At 60.9% G+C, this 24,048-nt stretch carries 21 protein-coding genes and 1 pseudogene; 14 read left to right on the forward strand and 8 right to left on the reverse strand.

Annotation, left to right across the window (positions count from 1 at the left end):
• Window positions 1–17 precede the first annotated feature (17 nt).
• The 3 genes from PMI07_RS24545 to PMI07_RS24555 form a co-directional block, all read right to left on the reverse strand.
• Window positions 18–1,676, reverse strand: coding sequence for a GMC family oxidoreductase (locus PMI07_RS24545; protein ID WP_037088169.1), 1,659 nt, complete (start codon window positions 1,674–1,676; stop codon window positions 18–20).
• A gap of 124 nt (window positions 1,677–1,800) precedes the next feature.
• Window positions 1,801–2,721: a sugar phosphate isomerase/epimerase gene (locus PMI07_RS33810; RefSeq protein WP_007754202.1), complete on the reverse strand. Its 921-nt coding sequence runs from the start codon at window positions 2,719–2,721 to the stop codon at window positions 1,801–1,803.
• 217 nt (window positions 2,722–2,938) lie between these two features.
• Complete coding sequence (locus PMI07_RS24555; RefSeq protein WP_007754201.1) at window positions 2,939–3,871, reverse strand: LysR family transcriptional regulator; 933 nt, start codon at window positions 3,869–3,871, stop codon at window positions 2,939–2,941.
• Between the two features lie 400 nt (window positions 3,872–4,271).
• Between PMI07_RS24555 and PMI07_RS24560 the strand changes: the two genes are divergently transcribed.
• From PMI07_RS24560 to PMI07_RS24580, 5 genes are all read left to right on the forward strand, one after another.
• Entirely contained in the window at window positions 4,272–5,630 is a 1,359-nt protein-coding gene (locus PMI07_RS24560) for an extracellular solute-binding protein (protein ID WP_007754200.1), read from the forward strand.
• A gap of 62 nt (window positions 5,631–5,692) precedes the next feature.
• Window positions 5,693–6,661: a sugar ABC transporter permease gene (locus PMI07_RS24565; protein ID WP_007754199.1), complete on the forward strand. Its 969-nt coding sequence runs from the start codon at window positions 5,693–5,695 to the stop codon at window positions 6,659–6,661.
• Window positions 6,662–6,663: 2 nt separating this feature from the next.
• Complete coding sequence (locus PMI07_RS24570; protein ID WP_007754195.1) at window positions 6,664–7,554, forward strand: carbohydrate ABC transporter permease; 891 nt, start codon at window positions 6,664–6,666, stop codon at window positions 7,552–7,554.
• Window positions 7,555–7,640: 86 nt separating this feature from the next.
• Entirely contained in the window at window positions 7,641–8,699 is a 1,059-nt protein-coding gene (gene ugpC, locus PMI07_RS24575) for a sn-glycerol-3-phosphate ABC transporter ATP-binding protein UgpC (protein ID WP_007754193.1), read from the forward strand.
• 70 nt (window positions 8,700–8,769) lie between these two features.
• Window positions 8,770–9,174 (forward strand): MarR family transcriptional regulator, encoded by a 405-nt coding sequence (locus tag PMI07_RS24580; protein WP_155956634.1) that lies wholly within the window; start codon window positions 8,770–8,772, stop codon window positions 9,172–9,174.
• Window positions 9,175–9,205: 31 nt separating this feature from the next.
• Here the strand turns inward: PMI07_RS24580 and PMI07_RS24585 are convergent, their stop codons facing one another.
• The gene (locus PMI07_RS24585; RefSeq protein WP_007754189.1) at window positions 9,206–10,126 is read right to left on the reverse strand and encodes a LysR family transcriptional regulator; all 921 of its coding nucleotides are present in this window, start codon (window positions 10,124–10,126) and stop codon (window positions 9,206–9,208) included.
• A gap of 279 nt (window positions 10,127–10,405) precedes the next feature.
• On the opposite strand from PMI07_RS24585, the pseudogene PMI07_RS35830 reads away from it, so the two are divergent.
• From PMI07_RS35830 to PMI07_RS24630, 9 genes and pseudogenes are all read left to right on the forward strand, one after another.
• Window positions 10,406–11,260 (forward strand): annotated as a pseudogene (locus PMI07_RS35830) (MmgE/PrpD family protein); the annotation flags it as partial.
• A 30-nt stretch (window positions 11,261–11,290) separates the two neighbouring features.
• The gene (locus PMI07_RS35835; RefSeq protein WP_245277232.1) at window positions 11,291–11,923 is read left to right on the forward strand and encodes an MmgE/PrpD family protein; all 633 of its coding nucleotides are present in this window, start codon (window positions 11,291–11,293) and stop codon (window positions 11,921–11,923) included.
• An 80-nt stretch (window positions 11,924–12,003) separates the two neighbouring features.
• The gene (locus PMI07_RS24600; RefSeq protein WP_024164112.1) at window positions 12,004–13,584 is read left to right on the forward strand and encodes an ABC transporter substrate-binding protein; all 1,581 of its coding nucleotides are present in this window, start codon (window positions 12,004–12,006) and stop codon (window positions 13,582–13,584) included.
• Window positions 13,585–13,648: 64 nt separating this feature from the next.
• Window positions 13,649–14,623, forward strand: a complete 975-nt coding sequence (locus PMI07_RS24605; protein ID WP_007772636.1) for an ABC transporter permease — start codon at window positions 13,649–13,651, stop codon at window positions 14,621–14,623.
• The gene (locus PMI07_RS24610) at window positions 14,623–15,537 is read left to right on the forward strand and encodes an ABC transporter permease (RefSeq protein WP_007772637.1); all 915 of its coding nucleotides are present in this window, start codon (window positions 14,623–14,625) and stop codon (window positions 15,535–15,537) included. The genes PMI07_RS24605 and PMI07_RS24610 overlap by 1 nt, the downstream gene beginning before the upstream one ends.
• The gene (locus PMI07_RS24615; protein ID WP_007772638.1) at window positions 15,537–16,538 is read left to right on the forward strand and encodes an ABC transporter ATP-binding protein; all 1,002 of its coding nucleotides are present in this window, start codon (window positions 15,537–15,539) and stop codon (window positions 16,536–16,538) included. Before PMI07_RS24610 ends, PMI07_RS24615 begins: the two co-directional genes overlap by 1 nt.
• Before the next feature lie 8 nt (window positions 16,539–16,546).
• Window positions 16,547–17,563, forward strand: coding sequence for an oligopeptide/dipeptide ABC transporter ATP-binding protein (locus PMI07_RS24620; RefSeq protein WP_037088277.1), 1,017 nt, complete (start codon window positions 16,547–16,549; stop codon window positions 17,561–17,563).
• A gap of 2 nt (window positions 17,564–17,565) precedes the next feature.
• Window positions 17,566–18,813 (forward strand): M20/M25/M40 family metallo-hydrolase, encoded by a 1,248-nt coding sequence (locus tag PMI07_RS24625; protein WP_007772640.1) that lies wholly within the window; start codon window positions 17,566–17,568, stop codon window positions 18,811–18,813.
• A 16-nt stretch (window positions 18,814–18,829) separates the two neighbouring features.
• Window positions 18,830–20,290, forward strand: coding sequence for a M20 family metallopeptidase (locus PMI07_RS24630; protein WP_007772641.1), 1,461 nt, complete (start codon window positions 18,830–18,832; stop codon window positions 20,288–20,290).
• Between the two features lie 6 nt (window positions 20,291–20,296).
• Here PMI07_RS24630 and phnE (PMI07_RS24635) read toward each other — a convergent pair whose 3' ends face one another.
• The 4 genes from phnE (PMI07_RS24635) to phnC all read right to left on the reverse strand — a co-directional run bounded on the left by phnE (PMI07_RS24635) (window position 20,297) and on the right by phnC (window position 23,917).
• Window positions 20,297–21,136, reverse strand: coding sequence for a phosphonate ABC transporter, permease protein PhnE (gene phnE, locus PMI07_RS24635; RefSeq protein WP_024164113.1), 840 nt, complete (start codon window positions 21,134–21,136; stop codon window positions 20,297–20,299).
• On the reverse strand, window positions 21,137–22,057 hold the full coding sequence (gene phnE / locus PMI07_RS24640; RefSeq protein WP_024164114.1) for a phosphonate ABC transporter, permease protein PhnE: 921 nt from the start codon (window positions 22,055–22,057) through the stop codon (window positions 21,137–21,139).
• Window positions 22,058–22,122: 65 nt separating this feature from the next.
• Complete coding sequence (phnD, locus tag PMI07_RS24645) at window positions 22,123–23,037, reverse strand: phosphonate ABC transporter substrate-binding protein (RefSeq protein ID WP_024164115.1); 915 nt, start codon at window positions 23,035–23,037, stop codon at window positions 22,123–22,125.
• 58 nt (window positions 23,038–23,095) lie between these two features.
• Window positions 23,096–23,917 (reverse strand): phosphonate ABC transporter ATP-binding protein, encoded by an 822-nt coding sequence (phnC, locus tag PMI07_RS24650; protein ID WP_007764588.1) that lies wholly within the window; start codon window positions 23,915–23,917, stop codon window positions 23,096–23,098.
• Between the last annotated feature and the right edge of the window lie 131 nt (window positions 23,918–24,048).

A 24,048-nucleotide genomic window follows, 5' to 3' on the forward strand; every position in this document is an offset into this window, starting at 1 on the left:
GCTGGCATGCATGCGTCCTAGCCTCGACGGGCATGGTATTCCTGTGCAAGGCGGCGGCAAGCGCGCGTCGTGAGGGCCATGACCGTGAGAGTCGTTCCAGCGACACCGCTCGTAGGGAAGGAACTCGCATCCGTAACGAGGAGATTGGGGACATCCCAGCTCTGGTTCCACGCGTTCAGGACTGATGTCTCAGGCGATGCTCCCATACGCACGCCTCCGGTCTCATGAATGGCGGCACCCATCGACATGCTGCGATGGAACATCTTTCGAAACATCAGGCGACTGATGACATCAGCATTCGGATAAGCGCCCCTTCCCAGTTCCTTGAGGCCAAGCGGCGATCCGATGAATTCAAGGTCGCCACCGGCTTGCCTGACGATTTCGATCAGGGTCTCTTCCTGCTTGGCTAGGAGCTCACGCTCTCCGGCCGCCATGACACAGCGGATATGGGGAACGGGAATGTTCCAGGTGTCCGTCTTGCGGCTATCCAGAGTCACGCGGTTATCGGCGTGGGGCAGCATCTGGCCGTAGCCGAAAAACGCCATGCGAGCCGGCGTATTATTCGAAACAGGCGCCCTGCCGACAGCCCCTTGATAAGCGAAGTCACCGCTTTGCTCTCCGTCCCCGGAAGGTTCGAACCGCGGGATGAAGATGCCGCCGGAGGCATTGTAGAACGGGTCTGCCGGCGCGGAATCATCCTTCATCCATCCCGGGGCCGGGGGAAAGGAACCCATTGCCAGGCATGGCAGCTGGTCCATAAAGTAACGCCCCAATGTCCCCGAACTGTTGCCAAGGCCTTGCGGATGCCGGGGGGAGGCGGAGTTCAGGAGAAGCCGGATGCTCTCGATCGGCGAGGCGCAGACGACCACGTTCGAAGCCTGGACCGTTTCCGTTCTTCCGGTGACGCTGTCGGTAAATTCCGCGCCCGTGGCCAGCCCCGTCCGAGTATCGGTGGTGATCCGACGCACAACTGCATTGTAGCGGATGGCGAAGCGGGCGGTCGACTGTGCATCACGAAGGGCGCGGGGGATACGTTCGGCTTCCGGAGCGATATAGCGCCAAGAGACGACGCGCCGTTCGGGCCATCGCCCTTCAACGGCTGCCTTGAACGATTCCTCGGCCGGCGTGAGGGTTGCCCGCTTCGAATAAATGCCATCTGGCATCGTCGAGACATGGTCTTCCTGGCCATAGAGGCCGAGACAGGATTCGACCTCGGCGTAGAACGGATCGAGTTCCTCATAGGAAAGGGGCCAGTCGACGCCCTGACCGGTCCGGGTGTGCAGCCTGAAATCGTCGTCACTCCACCGGAGCAGGACACGACCGAAGGTGTGCAGCCTCCCGCCGGCCTGTCGCCCTCTTATCCAGAGGAACGGAGCATCCGGCGGCGTCGTGTAGGGGTTTCGACGATCGTTGACGAAGAGGTGGCTCATCCACTCCTTGAAGAAAACCGCGCGTGCCTGGACGGCCTGCCCGTTCGCCGTGGCTCGTGCCCGCTCCCAGATGTTGAGGTCTTTCTGCGCCGCCTTTTTTCGAGCCGGGTCGAAGTCCTTCGGGCCGACCGAGGGCCCTGCCTCCAGCAGAAGGACCGACAGACCTTGAGCGGTCAGCTCCTTGGCTGCAAAGGACCCAGCCGCGCCGGAACCGACGACCAGTGCATCATAAACGGTTTGAGACATAGCTTTCAGTATCCTGCCTGCGGCAAAGAGATTTGTCCCCGGGATCAATGGAATTCCGGGTGTTGGACGGGTCGAAACGACCCGCTATGCAGTGATCCGATCTGATGCGGGCGGCCGGGTCGGCTCAACGGGAGGAGGGGACCGGGCGCAGCAGATTTGCCAGCCACTCGGCGCTGGCTCGAGCACAATCGAATGGGGGAAGCGTCGGAAAATCCACTTCGGCAATCAGCCAGCCGTCGAAATCAGGGCCTAGGGCAGCGAGCATCCCGGCGAGGTCAAGTTCGCCAGTCCCAGGTTCCGCCCAAAGGCCGGAAACGACGGTTTCCTGGTAGGTCTTTCCGTCAGCCTTGGCGGCGTCGCGCACGCCCAGCCGGCAATCCTTCACGTGCACGACCCGTGTCCGGTCGCGGTAATCGCTTATGAGACCAATGACGTCTGCCCCGGCCCATGACAAATGTCCCGTGTCAGGGCCAAAACCGAGCTGATCCGAACTGATACTATCCAGCAGGCGGCGGGTCTCAGCCTCGGTCTCGATCCAGGTGCCGATATGCGGATGCAGCGCCGCCTTGACGCCTTCCTCCTTCAGAATCGCCGAGGCTCGCTCGACGAGGTCGAAGATCATGACAAAGCGGGCCTCGTCGAACTCCGCCCCGACGCCAGGGCGTTTGACGCGCGGCGCATCCTTGGTCATGCGGGTGGCGATGAACATGTCGGTCAGGCCGAGCTGTGCCTGTTGCGCGGCGCTGGTGCGCGCCGTTTCCAGTGTTGTCGCTATATCGACACCATGTTCCGGCAACCCCATCGACAGGTAGCCCGGAGCAGGCTGAAGGTCCGCATCCCTCAACGCGTTCTTATAATCCTCTGTCGTCCATCCGGCTGGAACCTGGGCGTGAACGGCGTGAAATCCGGAGCGGGCGATTTCCTTCAGCAGGTCCCGCGGCGCCGGTCCTTTGGTCGGATCGAGCCAGCCGTCCTCGGTCGCGAACCACTGGATGGGATTGAGAGCAAATCTGTAGCCGCCAGAAGCAAATAGAGGATCCGTCATGAAGAATGTCCGCTTTTGGTTTTTCCGCGCCGCTCGTCCCTCTATTTTCAGGCATGCCTCCACCAGCAGCCGGACAAGGTATCCAGATGATGCGAAATGCCTTTAACAGCGCGTGTTGCCGATGAGACGAGTACGTTTAGAGGTACATGAGCGCCTTCATCGAATAAAATAACTTCGACTGGCTGAGGTATAACTCATTTTCATAGGCAGGCTGGTTCTAGTCCGGGATGACGCCTGTGATCGTCGCGCCGGTCCGCTCGATCTCCCGCATCAATGCGGAGACCGTCGGCCGCAATTCGCCCTTGCGCCGGAAGACGGCGAAGATGTTGCGCGTCAATGACACTTCCTTGAAGTCGAGCGCCACCAGCCCCATTCCGCTTCCCTCGATACTGGCCCGCGTTAGGTAGGCGAGGTTCTGCGTCCTGGCGATCATTGACGTCATGAAGGTCACCGAAGTCGTTTCCATGACCACCCGGGGTTTCGGCAGACCCGCCGCCTTGAAAACCCCATCAAGGGTGATCCGATCCGGCTCAGGGAGTGGTGGCAGCACCCAATTATAGGGAGCGAGGTCGGCCGGGGCGAGATTCTTGCGCGTCGCCAGTGGATGGGATTTGTGGGCGACAATCTCGACCGGTTCGCTCAAAACCAGCCGCCATTCGAAGTCCTCGTTCAGGATGTCGGTGGGTTTGACCGTGAAGACGACATCCAGCTTGCCGTTGAAAAGCTGGGGCAGCATGCCCTCGTTCAGCCCTTCGTGGATGACAAGGCTGACATCGGGGCGCGCCGCCGTAAAGCGCACCAGCGCATCGGGAATAAGCTTCTTCAGCGCTGCCGGCATGCCGCCGATCCGCAGAGAACCGCGACGTGCCCCGCGCATTGCATCGATTTCGTCCACGGCTTCGTCGGCGAGTGACAGCAGCAACTCGCTGTAGCCGATCAGGCGCTGCCCGAACAGCGTGACTTGAATTCCTGTCGGTCCGCGGTCGAGCAAGCGGACGCCAAGCGACTGCTCCATGCTGCGGATGCTCTTGCTGAGCGCAGGTTGGGTCAGCCGCAGGTTCTCCGCCGCCATGCTGAAACTGCCCGTATGCACGACCGCAATGAAATGCCGAAGCTGTCGAAGATCGAGACGGTGCAGGTTTTTGTTCATGGAGGCCTTGCTGCGCGAAAAGCGTTTACAAGGGGCAGTATGACTAAAGGTTATACCTCGGGCAACGTTAGTTGTTTGACTTCGAGCCGCGGTGAACGGAGTGTCGTGTCATAAAGGCCGGGCAGAACAGCGCCACGACATATCGCCACGGATCGGCGTACATGGTGATGGTTTGCTAAGGCCGCATAAGGGAACACCGTGACTATGCTGAATATTCCGAAGTCCAGAAGCTCAGCGTCATAATCACGGAAATCGGAAGCGGCGGGCCGGAGCTGCGCCGGGATTTTGTACACACGATCGAGCTGTAGATATCCTGCATTTCCCGGAGATGCTGGCGGCAGTCGTGCGCGCAAACGCCAAGAATCTGCGAACGACCGTATGAACAGGAGGTAAGTACATCATGGTGTTGCTAAAAACTGAGAAGACCTCGCGCGTGCCGACACTGCTATCCATGGGTTTCGTGGTGGCTATGGCCTTGGCGTCCTCCGACAGAATGGCGCATGCCCAGGCTGTGGAGCTCCCCAAGCCTCTCATCGATGCAGCGCAGGCTTATGCATCGAAGCTGACCGGCGGGCAGAAGATCGGCGGCAAGGTGTCCATTCTGGGCGTCAACGGCGGCCGGGAGCTTGATATGCTCAAGGCTGCCTGGGCGCCTTTCCAGGCGGCGACCGGCATTACCGTCGATTATACGGGCACGACCGATTTTGCCGCGGTGCTGCAGACACGCGTCCAGGCAGGAGATCCGCCGGATCTGGCCGGCTCCACCAATATCAATAACCTCATGCGTTACGCCAAGCAGGGGGCTTTGAAGGATGTCGGCGCGATGGTCGGCGAAGCCGCCATCAAGGGCAAATTCGATGCCGGGCTTGTCGATGCGGCAAGTCTGAACGGCAAGATCTACGGGGTGTGGACCGAACTCAACAATTTCATGGTCTGGTACAACGTCCATACCTATGACGGCCCGAAGGCATCGCCGACCTGGGAGCAGTTCGACGCATGGGCCGTGAAGCGTGCCAATGCCGGCAAGACGCCCTGGTGTTATACCGACGAGCGAGGCGCTTCCTCGGGAGCGCTCGCCGGCAACTGGATCCAGGCCTACATCCTGAAGAACTCCGGCCAGAAAACTCTTAAAGGTCTTGCGGATGGCTCGGTTTCCTGGACCGCCCCCGAAGTGAAGGCTGCCTTCCAGGCCTTCGGCAAAGTCGCCCACGACCCCAAGATGATCCCGGGTGGCCCGGTTGCCGCCATGTCGACGCCTGCCGTCAAAGTCGGTACCGGACTTTTCTACGAGCCGCCGCAATGCTCGGTTCTTCTTTGGGGGACGTATGCAGGCAGCCTGACCACCCTCATCTATCCGAAGGTCAAGCCGATCGAGGACCTGGATTTCATGCCGGTGCCGGGCAAGCCGGAAAATGCGGCCTATGAGACCTTCGGCGGAACGCTTTACCTGGCATTCAAGGATACGCCGCAGGTCAAGGCATTCCTGTCCTATCTCGTTTCGGACGAGGCGCAGAAGCTCGTGGCTTCCGCTGGTAACTGGACCGTTGCCAGTCAGGCGGTTCAGCCGAGCGACTATTCCAACCCGGTTCTCAAGCGGGCTCGCGAGACGTTGCTCAAGCCGGGTGTCACGCTTGTCGCCCAGCCGACCCAGGTTGTCGATCCGCCTGTGATCCAGGCCTTGTGGAAGGGGATTGTGCAATATGTGCTCGACCCTGCCAGCCTCGACAGCGTCCTGCAGTCCATTGACGCTGCGAGATAAGTCGGACGATCAATCCCGGGAGCGGCCTGAGGTCGCTCCCGGCACAAGACGGAACAAGCGCCATGAGTAGTCAGATCCTGCAACTTGTCCTTGGGCTTCTCGCAATGCCCGCGGTCGTCCTTGCCATCATCCTGCCGGGCGAACTGGCGATCAGAAGGTTTCCGCAGAAGCGCCAGAGCAGCTTGCGGCCATGGATCTGGCTTTCGCCTGTCCTTGCTCTGGTCGGGCTTGTCATCGCCTATCCGCTCGCCGCATCGATCGTTTTCAGTTTTCGCGATGCCATGGCCAGCAAGTGGGTTGGATTCAGCAACTTCGTCTGGGCATTCGGGAGCGCCATGCGGCCCGTACTGGTCAACAATGTCCTCTGGATCGTCGTCTTTCCGCTGCTGACGGCCGTGCTCGCGCTTTCGGCCGCCATCATGCTGGACCGGGTCAAGTACGAGCGCATCGCCAGGACCTTCCTGATCCTGCCCACGGCCATGTCTTTCGTCGCCGGCGCCGTGATCTGGAAGATGATGTACACCTATGAGCCGCCGATGCAGCCCCAGACCGGTACGCTCAACGCCATCTGGACCGCGGTCACCGGCCGCATGCCGATCGCCTGGCTGATAGACCGCAACGTCAACAACTACGCGCTGATCTTCGTCGCTGTTTGGATGAGCATCGGCGTAGCCACGCTGATCCTTTCGGCTGGCGTCAAGAACATTCCGCGAGAACTGGTCGAAGCGGCCCGCATAGACGGGGCGGGGGAGTGGTCGATCTTCCGGTTCGTGACGCTACCCTCGCTGTGGCCGACGATCCTCGTGGTCCTGACGACCCAGGCGATCTTCTCCCTCAAGGTCTTCGACATCGTATACGTCATGACCAATGGCTCCTTCGGCACCGACGTGATCGCCAACAGAATGTATACGGAGCTTTTCGTGAAGCAGAATCTCGGAACGGCCAGCGCCATCGCTGTCCTGCTCCTCATCCTGGCGTCCCCTGTGATCTTTATGAATATCAAGCAGATCAAGTCGGGGGGAGGAGAGTGACGATGTCCGCAATCGAAAGCCGCACCGCCATGTCCGCACCGATGCAATCCACGTCCAGGCTCGGAAACCGGCTGAAACAGGTAGCGCTCCACACCGCCGTCTTCCTGCTGTGTCTGGTCTGGTTCACGCCTGTCCTGTCACTTTTCGTGACGACGTTCCGATCGGAAAGCGACTCGTCACGGACAGGGTGGTGGTATGCCTTCATCGAGTGGCGACCGGTGTTGTCAAACTATGTCGAAGCGATCTACCTGACTGGCGTCGGCCGAAGCGTCGTCAACTCGATCGTCCTGACGGTCCCGACCGTCCTGGGCACCGTGCTCTTCTCCGCGATCGGGGCGTTTGCCTTGGCCCGGATGCGGTTTCGCGGGCGTATCGCCCTGTTCCTCGCCATGGTCGGTTTCCAGGTGCTGCCGCCCCAGCTCGTGCTGGTGCCGATGCTGAAGTTCTTCCTCGCGCTTGGCCTTACCGGGACCTTCATTCCGGTGTGGATCATCGAGATGGGGTTGACGGTGCCATTCGGGATCTTTCTCCTTTACGGCTTCTTCGCCAGCATTCCATCCGACCTCGTGGAAGCCGCACGCATCGACGGCGCTTCAGAGCCCCGGATATTCTTCCAGATCATCCTGCCGCTGTCGGGAGCCGTTCTCGCATCGCTGGCGATCCTGCAGTTCATGATCGCCTGGAACCACCTGCTGATCCCGCTGATCTTCCTGGGGTCCGGCTCGCTCTCGCCGCTGACGGTGCAGGTCGCAAGCCTGGCGCAGACCAATGCGGGTGGTCTCAACACGCTCACGGCGGCAACTTTCATCTCGGTGATCGTGCCTTTGGTCCTGATCGTCACCCTTCAGAAATATTTCGTACGCGGCGTGCTCGGCGGCGCAGTCAAAGGATAACCATCAACGCTTGCGATCCGCCGCGAGCGGAAGGCAGGCCGCTGCGCTGGACGGGTAAGTCGGCGCACGCAACGAGGAATGGAAGCATGGCCAACGTAAATCTCCGCGATGTCAGAAAGATCTATAATCAGACCCAGGTCATTCATGGCGTGAACGTCGATATCGATGACGGCGAGTTCGTGGTTCTGGTCGGACCGTCGGGGTGCGGGAAATCGACACTGCTGCGGATGATTGCCGGGCTGGAGGAAATCAGCGACGGCCAGGTCCATATTGGATCGACCATCGTCAACGACATGTCCCCGAAGGACCGGGATATCGCGATGGTCTTCCAGAGCTACGCGCTCTATCCGCATATGACGGTTGCCCAGAACATGGGTTTCTCCCTGCAGATGCGCGGCAACGCAAAGGCGGAGATCCGCACCCAGGTCGAAAAAGCCGCCAAGATTCTCAACCTCGAGCCGCTGCTCGAGCGTTATCCGCGCCAACTGTCGGGCGGCCAGCGGCAGCGCGTTGCCATGGGTCGGGCGATCGTGCGCAATCCGCAGGTCTTCCTGTTCGACGAGCCGCTGTCCAATCTGGACGCCAAGCTGCGCGTCGTCATGCGCGGCGAGATCAAGGCGCTGCACCAGAGGCTGGGAAGCACCATGGTCTACGTGACGCACGACCAGATCGAAGCCATGACCATGGCCGACAAGATCGTGGTGATGCGGGACGGTTTCGTCGAGCAGGTCGGTTCTCCCCTTGCTCTCTACGATCGGCCGGCCAATCTCTTCGTTGCGGGTTTCATCGGTTCGCCGGGGATGAACTTCCTGTCAGGCAGATACGCCTCGGGCGCGGTCTGGATCGGCGATGTCTCGCTTCCGGTTTCCGATCTTCCCGTCTCCGCCAGCGAAGGGCGGCAGGTGGTCTACGGCATCCGCCCCGAAAACCTGGCCATTACCGATGACGATGGCCTGCCTCTCGTCGTCGAGGTCATCGAGCCGACAGGCGCCGAAACGCATGTCGTCGGGCACATATCCGGACAGCGGGTCATCGGCGTTTTCCGGGAGCGATTTACGACGCGGCCGGGAGGTGTCCTTCGCGTCAAATTCGATCCCCGGAAGGTCCATCTCTTCGACCAGCAGAGCGAACAGCGGATAAACTGAGCATCGACGTCCCTAGCTCCGTTTGAGGTGCGATTTGCCAGCAGAAGATCTCAGCTTGTGGGACAGTTTGATGTTGTCCGTGAAGGTTGGCGAGGCGCAATTGGGCCGAGTTCACAGAGCCGTATTCCATTGCACGCTCCCTCAGGTGCAAGTGATGAAAGAGCTTTTCTCCTCGCCCTCCGGGATGAGAGTGGGTGAATTGGCATCGCGTCTGGCGGTAATGCCCAGCAATATCTCGCAGATCGTCAAAGGGCTGAGCGCGGCGGAGCTTGTGGAGCAGCATCCGATGGAAAAGGATCGGCGGATTCAAATAATAAGCCTGACCTCACGCGGTCGCCATGTGGCGGAAAGCGAGATTCGCCGAAATGAGAAGGAAATTGAAGCCTACTTTGCTTGCCTGACACGACACGAAAAGCTGGTAATGTGTACGCTGCTGCAGAAAATAACTTCGTCGCGACAAGGTGACATGCGTTAGATGCAATCTCGCGGCAACTCGGCTCACCCTCTCAAGGAGACTGAACATAGCGGTGCGGTAATGCGGCACATAGGGTTTCCAGTTCTTTGACGAACGAAGTCACCACGGGTCGCAAGACGCTGCGTCGGCGATAGGCGATACCGATATTACGGGTCCACGTTCGGCTATCCAGCTTAAGAGCTACAAACTGCGCGTCCCGCCCCTGGATGAAGACGCTGGTGCGCGTCAGATAGCTCAACCAAGGCGAATTGGTGATCATCGACATCTGAAATGTCGATGACGTCGTTTCGCAAATGGCAAGCGGTCGCGGAAGTTGCGCGGCGGCAAACAAGCCCTCCAGGGCAACCCGGTCAGGTTCCGGTCGCGCGGGTATCACCCATCGATATTCCGTCAGATTCGCAAGGCTGACCTTGGGCATCCGGACCAGCTCATTGTTCCGGTCGGCGACGATGTCGACCGGGATTTCAAGCAAATTGAGAAACTCGATCTCTTCAGAAATCTCTTTGGGCCGGGTCATCACGGCAATGTCGATCGCGCCATTGAGCAGGGAGGCATAAAGCGCCGAGCTCAGCTCCTCATTGAGCGAAACATCGACCTCCGGTTGGGCCTTGAGAAACCGCTTGATGGCGGTCGGGACGATTTCCCGCATTGCCGTGGTGACCGCACCGATGCGCAGCCGGCCTCGACGGGCACCGCGCATGGCGTCCAATTCGTTCCGCGCCTCGTCCGTCAGGGAGAGCACGAGCTCTCCATATTCGATCAACCGCAAACCATAATCAGTTGGCTTGACGCCCCAGGGGCCGCGATCCAGGAGGCGAACGCCCAGCGACTCTTCCAGGGCACGAATACTCTTGCTGAGCGCGGGCTGTGTCACATTCAATCTCTCGGCTGCGACGCCGAAGCTGGCGTAACGCGCCACCAGAACCAGATTCCTCAGCTGTCTCAGATCCACGGTCTCTCCGATCGCATGTCCAATAACTTCCGGTTATCCAAAGTGCTTCAGCCGTCGGTTGACTTCCCAGCGCCAACGGTTTCCGTGGTGTGCCGGCCAACAGTCGGGGCGGCTCAAAGCCCTTCCGCTGCCTTTTCATTATGACCAAAATTCATGATAGGCGACCATTTAGTTTCTTGCCGATGCCCATCCCTTTGGCCAAGATCGACTTCAATAACCGGCAACAACGCCGGATGGGAACGATAAATGAACGTGGTCACGGGGCAAAAAGCCCGTCAAATGGGCAAGGAGCGAAAACCCCTTCGGATATTATCCGAGTGGGCGGCCGGTGCCTGCAACTTCAGTCCGCTGGCCTATCGTCGGGGTGAAGACGCGTTCTCGGATATCACTGCGTGTATGATTGCCGGAATGAATGACGTTTCGACCCGTTCAGTCGTCGACGCGGTAGCCGAAGGTGGCCTGGGACAATGCCTCGCGTTCGGAGCGTCCGGCAGGGTGAGTGCACCCTGGGCGGCCCTGATCAATGGAACCGCGGCGCATGCGCTCGACTTCGACGACAATTTCGCGCCCGCTTTTACTCATGCGACGGCGGTCCTGGCCCTGTCTCTTATACACATCTAGATGTGTATAAGAGACAGGAGTGCACCCTGGGCGGCCCTGATCAATGGAACCGCGGCGCATGCGCTCGACTTCGACGACAATTTCGCGCCCGCTTTTACTCATGCGACGGCGGTCCTCGCTCCCGCGCTTTTATCTCTGGTGAATGGCCGCAGGATCGACGGGACCGCGCTTATCGACGCATTCATCGTTGGGCTGGAACTCCAGGGCCGCATTGGCCGCCTCATGCAGCCGGCTCACTATGAACGCGGCTGGCATTCCACCTCGACGATCGGAGCTATCGGCACTGCCGGGGCTTGCGCTCGGCTGCTTGGCGCCACTCCGGACCAGGTGCTCGCCGCAATGAGCGCGGCAACCAGCATGGCTGCCGGTTCGAAGCTGCAGTTCGGTTCCATGATGAAGCCGATCCATGCCGGGCTCGCAGCGAAGAATGCCGTTCTCGCGGCCCGGTTCGCCATGGCCGGTATCGGCGCCAATGATGACCCTCTTGCCGGCGACTGGGGTTTTGCGGCGTTGACCGGCGCGGGCAAGATTGGTGCCGAAGTCATGATCGACGGGCTAGGGGAGGCGCTGGAAATCGAGACGAGCGGATTGCTCGCAAAGCGTTTTCCCTGCTGCGGCGCGGTCCATCGCAGCGTCGATGCATTGGAAGTCCTGCAGAGAGAGCCGGGCTTTTCGCCGGAGGCGATCGACCGGATCGAGACGTCTCTGCCCGAGATGGCAAGGCGGAACCTTCGCTTCGACTGTCCCGCCGATGAAATGGAAGCGCGGTTCAGCGGCACCTATTGCATGGCGCGAATGCTGGTCGATGGAGGGCTCAAGCTCAAGCACTTCACTCCGGAAGCTGTGCGGGATGAACGGATTGCCGCGTGGCTGCCTCGCATCCGCCTGATCGCCTACGACAATGCTCTGATGGTCGATGGCGCGAATTTCGAGGCGACCACACGAGTCTATCTGAAGGACGGTGGGGTCATGGAAGCGATGGTCAGCCATCCGAAAGGTTCGCCGGAGAACCCACTCAACGATGACGATCTGCTGGCAAAATTTCAGACGTGCTGCGCCTGGAGCGGTCACGCCGCAGCGGCCGAACCGCTTTTCGAACTCGCGAGATCATTGGGAGCGGCAATCGACGTCGGTGAAGTCATGGCGGAGGTCGAAAGGACCCTGCGCATCCAATAACCGGCCCATCCGGGCCAATCGGTAAAAAGGGAACGTCTTCGAAGAAATACAAGAACGAAGACAGAAAATGGAGTGAAATCATGAATTTCGTGAAAACCAGGCTGGCCGCTTCGGCAGCCTTCCTTCTGATGGGTACATTGTCTCTTTCTGCCGCGGATTTGAAGATCGGTGTCAAATCGGAACCGTCTTCGCTCGATCCGCAGTTCCACGTTCTGGTGCCGAACATGCAGGTGACTTTCGCCATGTTCGATCCGCTTGTGATGATGGACCCGAAGCTGGTGCCCAAGCCGGCGCTGGCCGAGAACTGGAAGCCGACCAGCGACACGGTCTGGGAATTCGCCTTGCGGAAGGATGCAAAGTTCTCCGACGGCTCGCCGCTGACTGCCGATGACGTGGTTTTCACGTTCGACCGCATTCCGAAGGTTCCGAACAGCCCGACGGCTTTCACGCTGTTCACCCGCCAGATCGCCAAGGTGGAGGCAGCGGATGCGCATACGGTGCGCATCACCACGAAGCAGCCTTATCCGCTGTTGGTGACCGATATTGCCAACCTGCCGATCCTGTCGAAGGCGGCAGCATCCGGCCCGGCTGCCGAAGGCAAGACGACTGTCGAGTTCAACCGCGGCGAAGGACTTGTCGGCACCGGCCCGTTCAAATTCGTTTCCTGGCAAAAGGGCGCAGATCTGGTCCTGGAGCGCAATCCGAACTATTGGGGCAAGCCGGCGGCATGGGACAAGGTGATCTATCGCCCGATGACCAATCCGGCGGCCCGCGCTGCGGCCCTCCTGTCCGGTGACATCGACATGATGGAAGACCCGCCGACAACGGACCTGGAGCAGTTCAAGACGAACCCCAAGCTGTCGGTCGCGGAAGCCCCCGGCACACGTATCGTCTACATCGCTCTGGACCAGAAGGGCGAACCAAGCCCGGGCATTCCCGGACAGGGCAACAAGAACCCACTGATGGACAAGCGGGTCCGCGAAGCGCTTTCGCTGTCTATCGATCGCAAGGCGATCGCCGAACGGGTGATGGGCGGCGTCGCCGTCGCCACGGGAGACCTGCTGCCCGAGCCGATGTTCGGCGCGGTCAAGGCACGGCAGGCCGCACCGGCGGTCGATACCGCCAAGGCCAAGGCCCTGCTTGCGGAAGCCGGTTATCCCAACGGCTTCCAGATCACGCTTGGCACTCCGAACGGCCGCTACGTCAACGACGCCCGCGTCGCCCAGACGATTGCCGCCATGTGGACGCGTGCCGGCGTCAAGGCCGAGGTCGCCGCCGCTGCTCCGCCGGTATTCTTCAAGAGCCGCGACAATTTCGAATACAGCGCCTATCTCGCCGCCTGGGGAAATTCCACGGGAGAGATGTCCACGACGCTGCGGTCGCTGGTCGGAACCCGCGAGCCGTCCAAGGGGTCGGGCACGTCGAACGGCGGGCGCTATTCCAATCCGGAACTGGACGCCCTCCTCGACAAGGCATCCGCCACGATGGACGACAAAGCCCGCAAGGAGCTGCTGCAGAAGGCCGACGAGATGGTCCTGTCCGACTACGGCATCATTCCGGTACATTTCGAAGTGCCGGTCTGGGCGCTGCGCAAGGGCCTGACCTACGCTGCCCGCGCCGATCAGTATACCCTGCCTCAGGACGTCGCATCCGCGAAGTAAATCAAGTTTCCGGCCTGCTTGGCGATGCGCAGCAGGCCGGGACACGCGAAAGAAGGACAGGCGAGTGCCCGTTTTTATCATCAACCGACTGTTTCAGGCATTCGGCGTGATCCTTGTCATGTCGGTCCTGGTCTTCGTCGGCCTTTACCTGATCGGTGATCCGACTTCGATGCTGGTCAGCCCGGAGGCGACGGAGATCGAGCGACAGGCGCTGCGCAAGGCGCTCGGTCTCGATCAATCGATATGGGTTCAATACCTGACGTTTCTTGGAAATGCCGCGCAGGGTGATTTCGGTCGCAGCTTTCTCACCGGCCAGCCGGCGCTGCAGCTGATCATCGAGCGCATGCCCGCGACCGTCGAACTCGTGATCGTCGCCATGACGTTTTCCGTCCTTGTCGGCGTCCCGCTGGGCATTCTGGCCGGGTTGCGGCCGAAGGCGCCGTCCAGCAAGGCGATCATGACAGGCTCGATTCTCGGCTTCAGCCTGCCGAATTTCTGGATCGGCCTGATGCTGATCATGCTGTTTGCGGTCTATCTCGGCGTCCTGCCGGCCTCGGCACGCGGAGAAACCGTAAGTGTCGGCCCTGTCGCGCTCAGCATATTGACGATCGATGGCTGGCAGCATCTGGCGCTGCCGGCGCTCACGCTCGGCCTTGCCAAGGCCGCGCTGATGATCCGCGTCACTCGAGCGGCCACCCGCGAAGTCCTGCCGATGGATTACATCAAATTCGCCCGCGCCAAGGGACTGCGCCCCTCTCGCATTCTCAACGTCCACCTGCTGAAGAACATCCTGATCCCGATCATCACTGTCGCCGGTTTGGAGTTCGGCCAGGCCATCGCGTTTGCGGTCGTCACCGAGAGCGTCTTTTCCTGGCCCGGGATGGGCAAGCTGCTGATCGATTCCATCATCACCCTCGATCGTCCCGTGGTCGTCGCCTACCTCATCATGATGGTGTTTTTCCTGGTGATCCTGAACCTCGTCGTCGACATTCTCTACATGGCGATTGATCCGAGTGCCCGCGAAAAGGTGCGCGACTGATGAGCACGCCAACCACCGTTTCACCCACGACAACCGTCGAGGAAACGCCCTTCCGCCGCTTTGTGGTCCAGTTCACGGAAAACAGGCTGGCTATGGCGGGACTGATCCTGATGATCCTGCTTGCGATTCCCGCCTTTGGGGCACCGTGGATCGCGCCCCAGAACCCCTATGATATCGGCGCGCTCGATATTCTGGATTCGCAGATGCCGCCGGGCAGCGTCGCCGAGGTCAGTGGTATCACCCACTGGCTCGGCACGGATAGCCAGGCCCGCGACGTCCTCTCTGCCGTTCTCTACGGCATGCGGACGAGCCTGCTGGTCGCCTTCCTGTCCGTCACGGTCTCACTTCTGATCGGCACGACGGTCGGCCTTTGCGCGGCCTATTTCGGCGGCTGGCTGGACGCCCTATTGATGCGCATCGTCGACATCCAGCTTTCCTTCCCGGCGATCCTCGTGGCGTTGGTCATGCTTTCGGTCCTCGGCCAGGGACTGGACAAGGTGATCATTGCGCTGATCATCGTGCAGTGGGCCTATTTTGCCCGGACCGTCCGAGGCACCGCCCTTGTGGAGCGCAATCGCGAGTACATTCTGGCGGCCCGCTGTCTTTCGCTCGGCTGGCGGCGCATCATCGCGCGCCACCTCCTGCCAAACTGTCTTCCGCCGCTGATCGTCATCGCCACGATCGATCTTGCGAACGCCATCGCACTGGAGGCGACCCTTTCCTTCCTCGGCGTCGGCGTTCCGGTCACCCAGCCGTCGCTTGGCATGCTGATCGCCAACGGTTTCGAATTCATGCTGTCCGGTCAGTACTGGATTTCGTTCTTCCCGGGTATCGCGCTCGCCCTCGCCATCGTCGGCATCAATCTCGTGGGCGATCACCTTCGCGACATTCTCAACCCGAGGAATGCCCTGTGATGGACGTTAGCAGCATGCAAGCAACCGCGACGGCCAAAAGGGAGCCGCTGCTCTCGATCAAGGGGCTGAAAACCCATTTCGCCACGAGGGCAGGCGTCGTGAAAGCGGTCGATGGGGTCGATATCGAACTCGGTCGTGGCGAGATTCTGGGTCTTGTCGGTGAGTCAGGTTCCGGCAAGTCGATCACCGGCTTCTCCATTCTGGGTCTGATCGATCCGCCCGGCCGTATCGTGGACGGCAGCATCGACTATGACGGTTTCGATCTCGTTTCGATGGGCGAGGAGGCCCGCCGGCAATTGCGTGGCAACGACATCGCGATGATCTTCCAGGATCCGTCGATGACCCTCAATCCGGTTCTACGCATCGACACGCAGCTGATCGAAACGGTCCAGGCGCATGCGGAGGTCAGCACGGCCGAAGCCCGGCAGCGGGCCAGGGATGCGCTCGTGCAGGTCGGCATTCCATCTCCCGATGAACGCCTGAAAGCCTACCCTTACGAACTTTCCGGCGGCATGAGGCAGCGCATCGCCATCGCCATCGCTCTCATCAACAAGCCTAAGCTCATCATCGCGGACGAGCCGACGACTGCACTCGACGTGTCGATCCAGGGCCAGATCATCTATGAGGTGAAACAGCTTTGCCGCAAGACCGGCACCGCTCTCATCTGGATCACCCACGACCTCGCTGTCGTTGCTGGTCTCGCCGACCGTATCTCGGTCATGTATGCCGGCCGGATCGTCGAGACGGGCATCACTGCGGACGTGATCGAGAGGCCTCTGCACCCCTACACGCAAGGGCTGATCGACTCCGTTCCTTCGCATGCCACGCGTGGCCGCAGACTTCACCAGATCAAGGGCATGACGCCGTCGCTGCTCAACCTGCCGCAGGGTTGCGCCTTTCGCGAACGGTGCGAAAGGGCGACGCCCGAATGTCTGGTCGCACCCGAACCTACCCTGTTGCCGGGCGGGAAATCGGTGCGCTGCTGGAATCCAGCCCTATGAGACAGGACATGACGACAGAAAAAAGCCAGCAGGAACCGATGCTGGAACTACGTTCCCTCGCCAAGACGTTCACCAAGCCGGTCGGTGTGGCCGGGCACATCGCCAACCTCTTTGGCGCTAGGGTCAAGAGGATCGACGTGCGCGCCGTCGCAGGCATCGATCTTTCCGTCAGAAGGGGGGAGGTCGTCGGGATCGTCGGCGAGTCCGGCTGCGGCAAGTCCACCGTCGCACGGATGATCGCCGGCATCAGCAGCATCAGCGCCGGGACCATCAGCTACAAAGGGGTCTCGTCCGCGACGATGACGCCCGAACAGCGCCGGGATTTTGCGCTGAGCGTCCAGATGATTTTTCAGGACCCGTTCGCCTCGCTCAATCCGCGCATGCGCGTGGTCGATATCATCGGTGAAGCGCCGGTCGCCCACGGTTTGATCCGTAAGGCCGAGCAGCGGGCTTACGTCGTTGATCTCATGGAAAAGGTTGGGCTTTCCGGCGCCTATGCCAACCGCTATCCGCACCAGTTTTCCGGTGGTCAGCGGCAGCGCATCGGCATTGCCCGTGCTCTTGCGGTCAAGCCATCGTTGATCATCTGCGATGAGGCGGTCGCCGCGCTCGATGTCTCGATCCAGGCGCAGGTGCTGAACCTCTTCATGGATCTGCGTGACGAGCTGGACCTGACCTATCTGTTCATTTCGCACAATCTGGGTGTCGTCGAACATATCTCCGACCGGGTGGTCATCATGTATCTCGGCCGCGTGGTGGAAATCGCGCCGACCGAAGAGCTGTTTTCCACTCCCAATCATCCCTATACGCGGCTCTTGCTGGAGCAGTTGCCGGTGCTCGAAGCCGGCGAACGTGACTACAAGCCGATCCAGGGCGAGCTCCCGTCGCCGCTCGATCCTCCGTCGGGTTGTCCGTTCCATCCGCGCTGCCCAAGCGCAATGGATCGCTGCAAGCGAGACATTCCCGAACTCAAAGTGATTGGCCCTGGGCGCCTTTCAGCCTGTCATCTCAACGAAGCGGCCTGATCATGCAAACTTTCAAAACCACCCCGCTCGCCGGAGATACTGCGATCCCGGCGCTCCTCGCCAGCGCGTCTTTCAGGGCTGCGACGAGCACTCTCGCACAAACCCATGACCGTTTCATCAGCGAGCTTGTGACGCTCACCGAAATTCCGGCGCCTCCCTTCAAGGAAGAGGTCCGAGGACAGGCATACCGGGACATGCTCGAAGCTGCCGGTCTGGAGGACGTCGCGATCGATTCCATCGGCAACGTTACGGGAGTTCGCCGAGGCAAGGCTTCGGGCGGACGCATGATCGCCGTTTCCGCTCATCTCGATACAGTGTTTCCCGAGGGGACCGATGTTACAGTCCGGCACGAGGGCTTTCGTCTTTCCGCGCCGGGCGTGGGCGACAATACCCGTGGCCTTGCAACAATCCTGGCCTATCTCCGTGCTCTCGATGGCGCCGGAATAGAGAGTCGGGACGACATTCTCGTTCTGGCGACCGTTGGCGAGGAAGGCGAGGGCGATCTGCGCGGCATGCGGCACTTCTTCGCCAACAGCGCCTATCGCGACCGCATTGCCGCTCTCATATGCCTCGATGGCCCGACGCCGGCCGATACCATCGTTTCCGCAGGAACGGGGTCGAAACGTTACCAGGTGACGTTCCGAGGACCGGGTGGCCACAGCTTTGCCGACCATGGAATCGTCAATCCGATGATTGCCGCAGCACGTGCCGTTGTCGAACTCGGGCGTCTTTCCCTGCCGGACGACCCGAAGACCACATGCAGTTCCACGGTCATCAAAGGCGGCAGTTCCGTCAATGCCATTCCTGCGGAGGTTTCGCTGATGGTGGACCTGCGTTCCAATTCCGCATCCGAGCTGGCGGGTCTCGATACCCGCTTTCACGAGATCGTGCTGCAATCCTGCCATGTCGAGAACGACAGCCGTTCGATCGAGAAGGGCTCAATTGCCGTCGAGATTGTGCTGATCGGTGACCGGCCTGCCGGGGTCACCGCCGACGGTGAACTGACGCGGTCCGCGGCCGCTGCCATCGCCGCGCTTGGTCGGACCCCGGTGTTCAGTTCGTTTTCGACGGACGCCAATGTCGCCATGAGCCTCGGTGTTCCGACCGTTACCCTGTCGTGGGGAGGCAAGGGTGGCGACGCCCATACGCTGAACGAGTGGACGGACGTGGATCCGGCGACGACCCTTCCGGAAATGTCCGTTGGACTGGCCGTGCTACTCGCCTGCGCAGGCGCCGATATTCTCAAATGATCGAGGAATGACCGATATGCAGGACGACAAGGCTGAAGCGACACGGCGCAACGACGTTCTCGATGCCGACCATATCGCACGCTGCGCCGACGCCAAGGCTCAGGCCTTCATCGATCTCAGCGATCGCGTCTGGGGCATGCCGGAGCTGCGTTTCGAGGAATTCCGATCGGTCGAGGAGCATATTGCCGCCATGGAAGCCGAAGGCTTCCGTGTCACCCGCGACATTGCGGGAATGAAGACCGCTTTCATGGCGGAGGCAGGCGAGGGTGACGTCACGATCGGGTTCCTGGGAGAGTTCGACGCTCTGGCCGGTCTTTCGCAGGAAGCCGGCATCACGGAACAGCGGGCTGCCGAGCCGGGCGCCAATGGCCATGGATGCCATCACAATCTCCTGGGCGCGGCTTCGCTTCTTGCGGCCGTCGCCCTGCGCGACGCCTTGGCCGAAAGCGGTGTGAAGGCACGGGTCCGATATTATGGATGCCCCGCCGAAGAAGGGGGATCGGGCAAGACATACATGGTGCGTGCAGGCGCATTTGATGATCTTGATGCCGCCTTCTGCTGGCACCCCTGTGTCTACAACGCCGTCATGTCCTCCTCGACGCTTGCCAATATCCAGGCCTATTTCCGCTTCAGCGGGCGTGCGGCGCATGCCGCGATGAGCCCGCAGGTCGGTCGCAGCGCTCTCGATGCCGTCGAGCTGATGAATGTCGGCATCAACTATATGCGCGAGCACATGCCCTCGGACGCCCGTGTGCATTATGCGATTACCCAGACCGGCGGCATTTCTCCCAATGTCGTGCAGGCTTCCGCGGAGGGCCTCTACCTGGTCCGTGCGCCGAGGCTCAGCGATGTCCGCAGCCTTTTCGAGCGGGTGCGCAAGATCGCCGAGGGCGCAGCACTCATGACCGAGACGAAGGTCGAGATGGTTTTCGACCGCGCCACTTCGAATATCCTCCCGAACCGGGCCCTGGAGGAGGTGATGCATCAGCAGTTCGAGAGACTGGGTGCCCCCGGCTTCGATGCGGCGGACTTCGACTTCGCCGACAGGCTGCGCGCCGCCGCATTGACGGATGACGACGTCTGCGCCAGCGCCGAAGCCTTTGGCGGGCCGGCCGATTATCCGAAATCCCTGCATGACGGGATACTGCCGCTGCCGGAACAGCCCGGCCTGCTCTTCGGTTCGACGGATGTGGGTGATGTCAGCTGGGTCGTACCCACTGCGCAGTGCCTGACGGCGACCGCGGCGATCGGCACGCCGTTCCATGCCTGGCAGACCGTGACGCAAGGCAAGCTGCCGGCCGCCCACAAGGCCATGGTCACGGCCGCCAAGGTGATGGCAGCAACCGGTGCCAAGGCGATCGCCGATCCGGAATTGCTGTCGCGCGCCAAGAAAGAACTGCATGGACGGCGTGGTGGGCTACCGTATCAGACCCCACTCCCGGAAGGCAGTGAGCCGCCAACCGGAGCCGGGCGATAGGGCTGCCTATCTGCCAATGATCCTGCCGCGCAGCCAGGCGGATGAGAGGTCGATGCAGTAGACGACGAAGACGATCAGGAAGATGATCGACCAGGCTTCCGGCCACCGGTAGGCGGCGATGCGGTCGGCGAGGAAGAAGCCGATGCCGCCGGCCCCGACGATGCCGAGGATCGTGCCCGAACGGGTATTCGATTCGAAATTGTAGAGCATGATCGACAGGATCACCGGCATGGCCTGCGGCATGATCGCAAAGCGGATCGTCTGGGTGCGGCTGCCGCCCGAGGCGAGAACACCGTCGACCGGCTTGCGCGAGGTGTTTTCGATCGCTTCCGCGAACAGTTTGGCGAACGTGCCGATTTCAGACACGGCAATCGCGAAGACGCCGGGAAGGGGGCCGAGGCCGAAGGCGCGGATGAAGATCAGCGCCAGGACGATCTGCTCGATGGCGCGCAGCGCATCGAAACCGCGGCGTGCGGAGAGCCGGAGCCAGCCGAGCGGCATGATGTTCTTGGCGCCGAGAAAGGCAAGCGGGAAGGCGACGATCGCGCCAAGCAGCGTGCCGAGGAAGGACATGGCGACCGTCTCGCCGAGCGCCTTCAGTATCTCTTTCCATTCCTGCCACGTCGTCCAGACATAGGGCGGGAACATGAAGGACACGATGGTGCCGAGCCGTGTCAGACCCTGGGCCAAACGGACCGGAGAGAAGCCGAACAGATAGAAGCCGAACACGGCCGGCGCGATGATCGCGATGAAGGCGGCATAGCGGATCAGCCGCGTGGTTATCGGGGTCGAGAAGGCGCCCGGGACGCGCTGCCGCAGGTCTGCAAAAGGGGAGGCATCCATCATTCAGGCCCTCAGGTTTTCAAAACCGATGATGCGGTGGCGCAGCTTTTCGCTCAGGAAATCGATGACGACCACGGTCACCAGGATGATGACGAAGAGCGCCGACAGGTCCCGGTATTCCTGCAGCGACATGGCGGTGCGGATCTCCTGGCCGAGACCGCCGGCGCCGACATAACCGATGATCGAGGACGAGCGGACGTTGATCTCGAACCGCAGCAGCGTGTAGCTGATGACGTTCGGAATGACCTGTGGGACGACGCCGTAACGCATCTGCTGGAACCAGCTGCCGCCGGAGGCCTTGACGCCTTCGAGCGGCCGCATGTCGATGTTCTCGTTGACTTCGGAATAGAGTTTTCCGAGCGAGCCGGTGGCGTGGATGGCGATCGCCAGCACGCCGGCAAGCGGTCCGACGCCGAAGCAGAACACGAAGATCAAGGCCCAGACGAGATCCGGCACGGTGCGGATGATTTCGAGATAACGGCGGCTGGCGACCAGCAGCCAGCCATTCGGACTGAGATTGCGGGCGGCGGGAAAGCTCAAGGCGAAGGCGCCAAGCACGCCCAGGAATGTGGCGAGATAGGCGATCAGGATCGTCTCGCCGAGCAGTTCGAGCCAGACCGGCCAGCGCCAGAACCATTCTGCGAGGTCAGGCCCCAGCGTTTCCAGTCTCAGGACCGGAAGGGTCTTGTAGAGATAGTCGCCGAGCCGCGGCAGCGATGCCCAGAGCTTCCAGGTGGTGATGCGTTCGCCCGATGGAAGGTTTACCTCGGTCGTGTCGAAAAAGCCGTCGGCCCAGGCCGATATGAAGACGGCAGTGGCGAAGAGCGTGACGGAGATGAGCTGCAGGCGCCGTGCATCGCTCCGTTGCCGGCGATAATCGGCTTCGAACTGGCGGACGGCGAGGGAAGGTGAGGCAGTGATCATGTCAAATCCGGAAAGTGGGAGCGCTGCGAACGGCAGCGCTTCCCTTGGTTGACGACCGGTGTGGGTCAGCCCTGACGGCGCTGTTTGCTCAGCCATTCGCGCATGTCGATGATCCACTGGTAACGCTGGTGATCGACATCGACGTAACCCTTGGCGGTCGAGTTGGCGCCGCCGCTCATTTCCTTGAAGGCCTCAGGAGCCTTTTCCGGCATCGCCTTGATGACCGTCTTGACGTCACGGATGAGGTCGGCCGGCAGGTTCTTGCGGATGGTGAGCGGACCATTGGTGATTTCCGGGGACTGCCAAATGCGGCAGATCTGGCCCTTCGGGATCATGCCCTTGGTTTCCATCCGCTGCGGAATGCCGCTCGTCTCGTTGTTGATGTAGGTCGCGGCAGCATCGAACTGCTTGTTGAGCACGGCCATGACGCCGGTTTCATGCGAGCCCGAGAACGGGACGGCGGAGAAGAAGGTCTTCGGATCGTAGCCCTGCCTGACCAGATTGAAATAGGGCACGGCATAACCGGAGGTGGAATCCGGATCAGCGAAGGCCAGAACCTTGCCCTTCAGGTCGTTGACCGACTTGTAGCCGGAGTCGCAACGAACCGTGACGACCGAATAATAGCCCGTGGAACCGTCCTGCTCCTGGCTGGCGAGCAACGGCTCGACCCCGCCGTTCGTCTCCGTATAGGCAGCCGCGTAGGCGGACGAACCGAGGAAGGCGAATTCGATCTGGTCGGAGGCGAGTGCCTGGATGACGCCGTCATAATTGCCGGCGGTGAAGATTTCGATCTTGGCGCCCAGTTCCTTTTCGAGATAGGCCGTGAAACCGGCACGACGTGCGATACGGTCTTTCTCGTTCTCGGCGGAGGTGACGCCGACGCGGATGGTTTTGTACTTGTCTTTCCAGCCATCGGCATGAGCCTGGCTCGAAAGGGTAAGCGAGGCCGCCACGGCCGCAAGCATGAGGACGTTCTTCATTTCAGCTCTCCTGTTTTGACGAAAAACGCCGGCGCCGTGATCTGCCGCCGACGGGAACTCAAACCGCTTCGTAGACTCTCGAATTCGCTGACCTGCCCGACACAAACGATGTCGAGGTCACGGCTTCGTCGATGTCCTCGTCGAGTCCTTCGGTTCCGTAGATTTCGTGGATGCGCTCCGGCGTCAGCTGATGGGGCGTTCCATCGAAGCGGACCTGCCCGTCACGCATGGCGATGATGCGCTCGCAATAGGCGCGCGCCGTATCGAGCGTGTGCAGGTTGACGAGAATGGTGATGCCATCCTCGCGGTTGATCTTGCGAAGGGCATCCATCACGCGGGTGGCATTGGCCGGATCGAGCGAGGCGATCGGTTCGTCGGCCAGCATGATCTTCGGCTTCTGGACGAGCGCCTTGGCGATCGCCACGCGCTGCTGCTGACCGCCGGAAAGCGTGCCTGCGCGCTGCAGCGCCTGCGGCACCAGGTCGAGCCGCTCGAGCGCCCGGATCGCCATCGCCTTTTCTTCGTCGGTGAAATGGCGGGCCATGGAGGATAGAAAGCCATGATGAGCGATGCGGCCGATCAGGACATTGGTCAGCACGTCCATGCGTTCGACCAAGTTGAACTGCTGGAACACCATGGCGCAGGACGCACGCCACAAACGCAGTTCGCGAGCCTTGAGCTTGGTGACGTCCCGACCTTCGAACATGATCGTGCCGGAGGTCGGATCGGTCAGGCGATTGACGAGGCGCAGAAGCGTCGATTTGCCGGCACCGCTGCGGCCGATGATGCCGACCATCTGCCCGGCTTCGATCGACAACGTCACGTCATCGACGGCGCGTGTCTGGCCAAACGTCTTCTTTAGAGAAAAAAGCTCAAGCACGGGAAAATCTCCGACTTCCGAGCAACGTTTAGCGCGCTGCCAGGTTATACTTAAACGTCAGTCTTGTGTATTATGAATAGCAGTTCACCATGACAGTTTTATTATAAAATTCGCCAATGAATGCAGGAGTT

The sequence above is a fragment of the Rhizobium sp. CF080 genome, assembly GCF_000282095.2.
In the GTDB taxonomy this organism is placed as follows: domain Bacteria; phylum Pseudomonadota; class Alphaproteobacteria; order Rhizobiales; family Rhizobiaceae; genus Neorhizobium.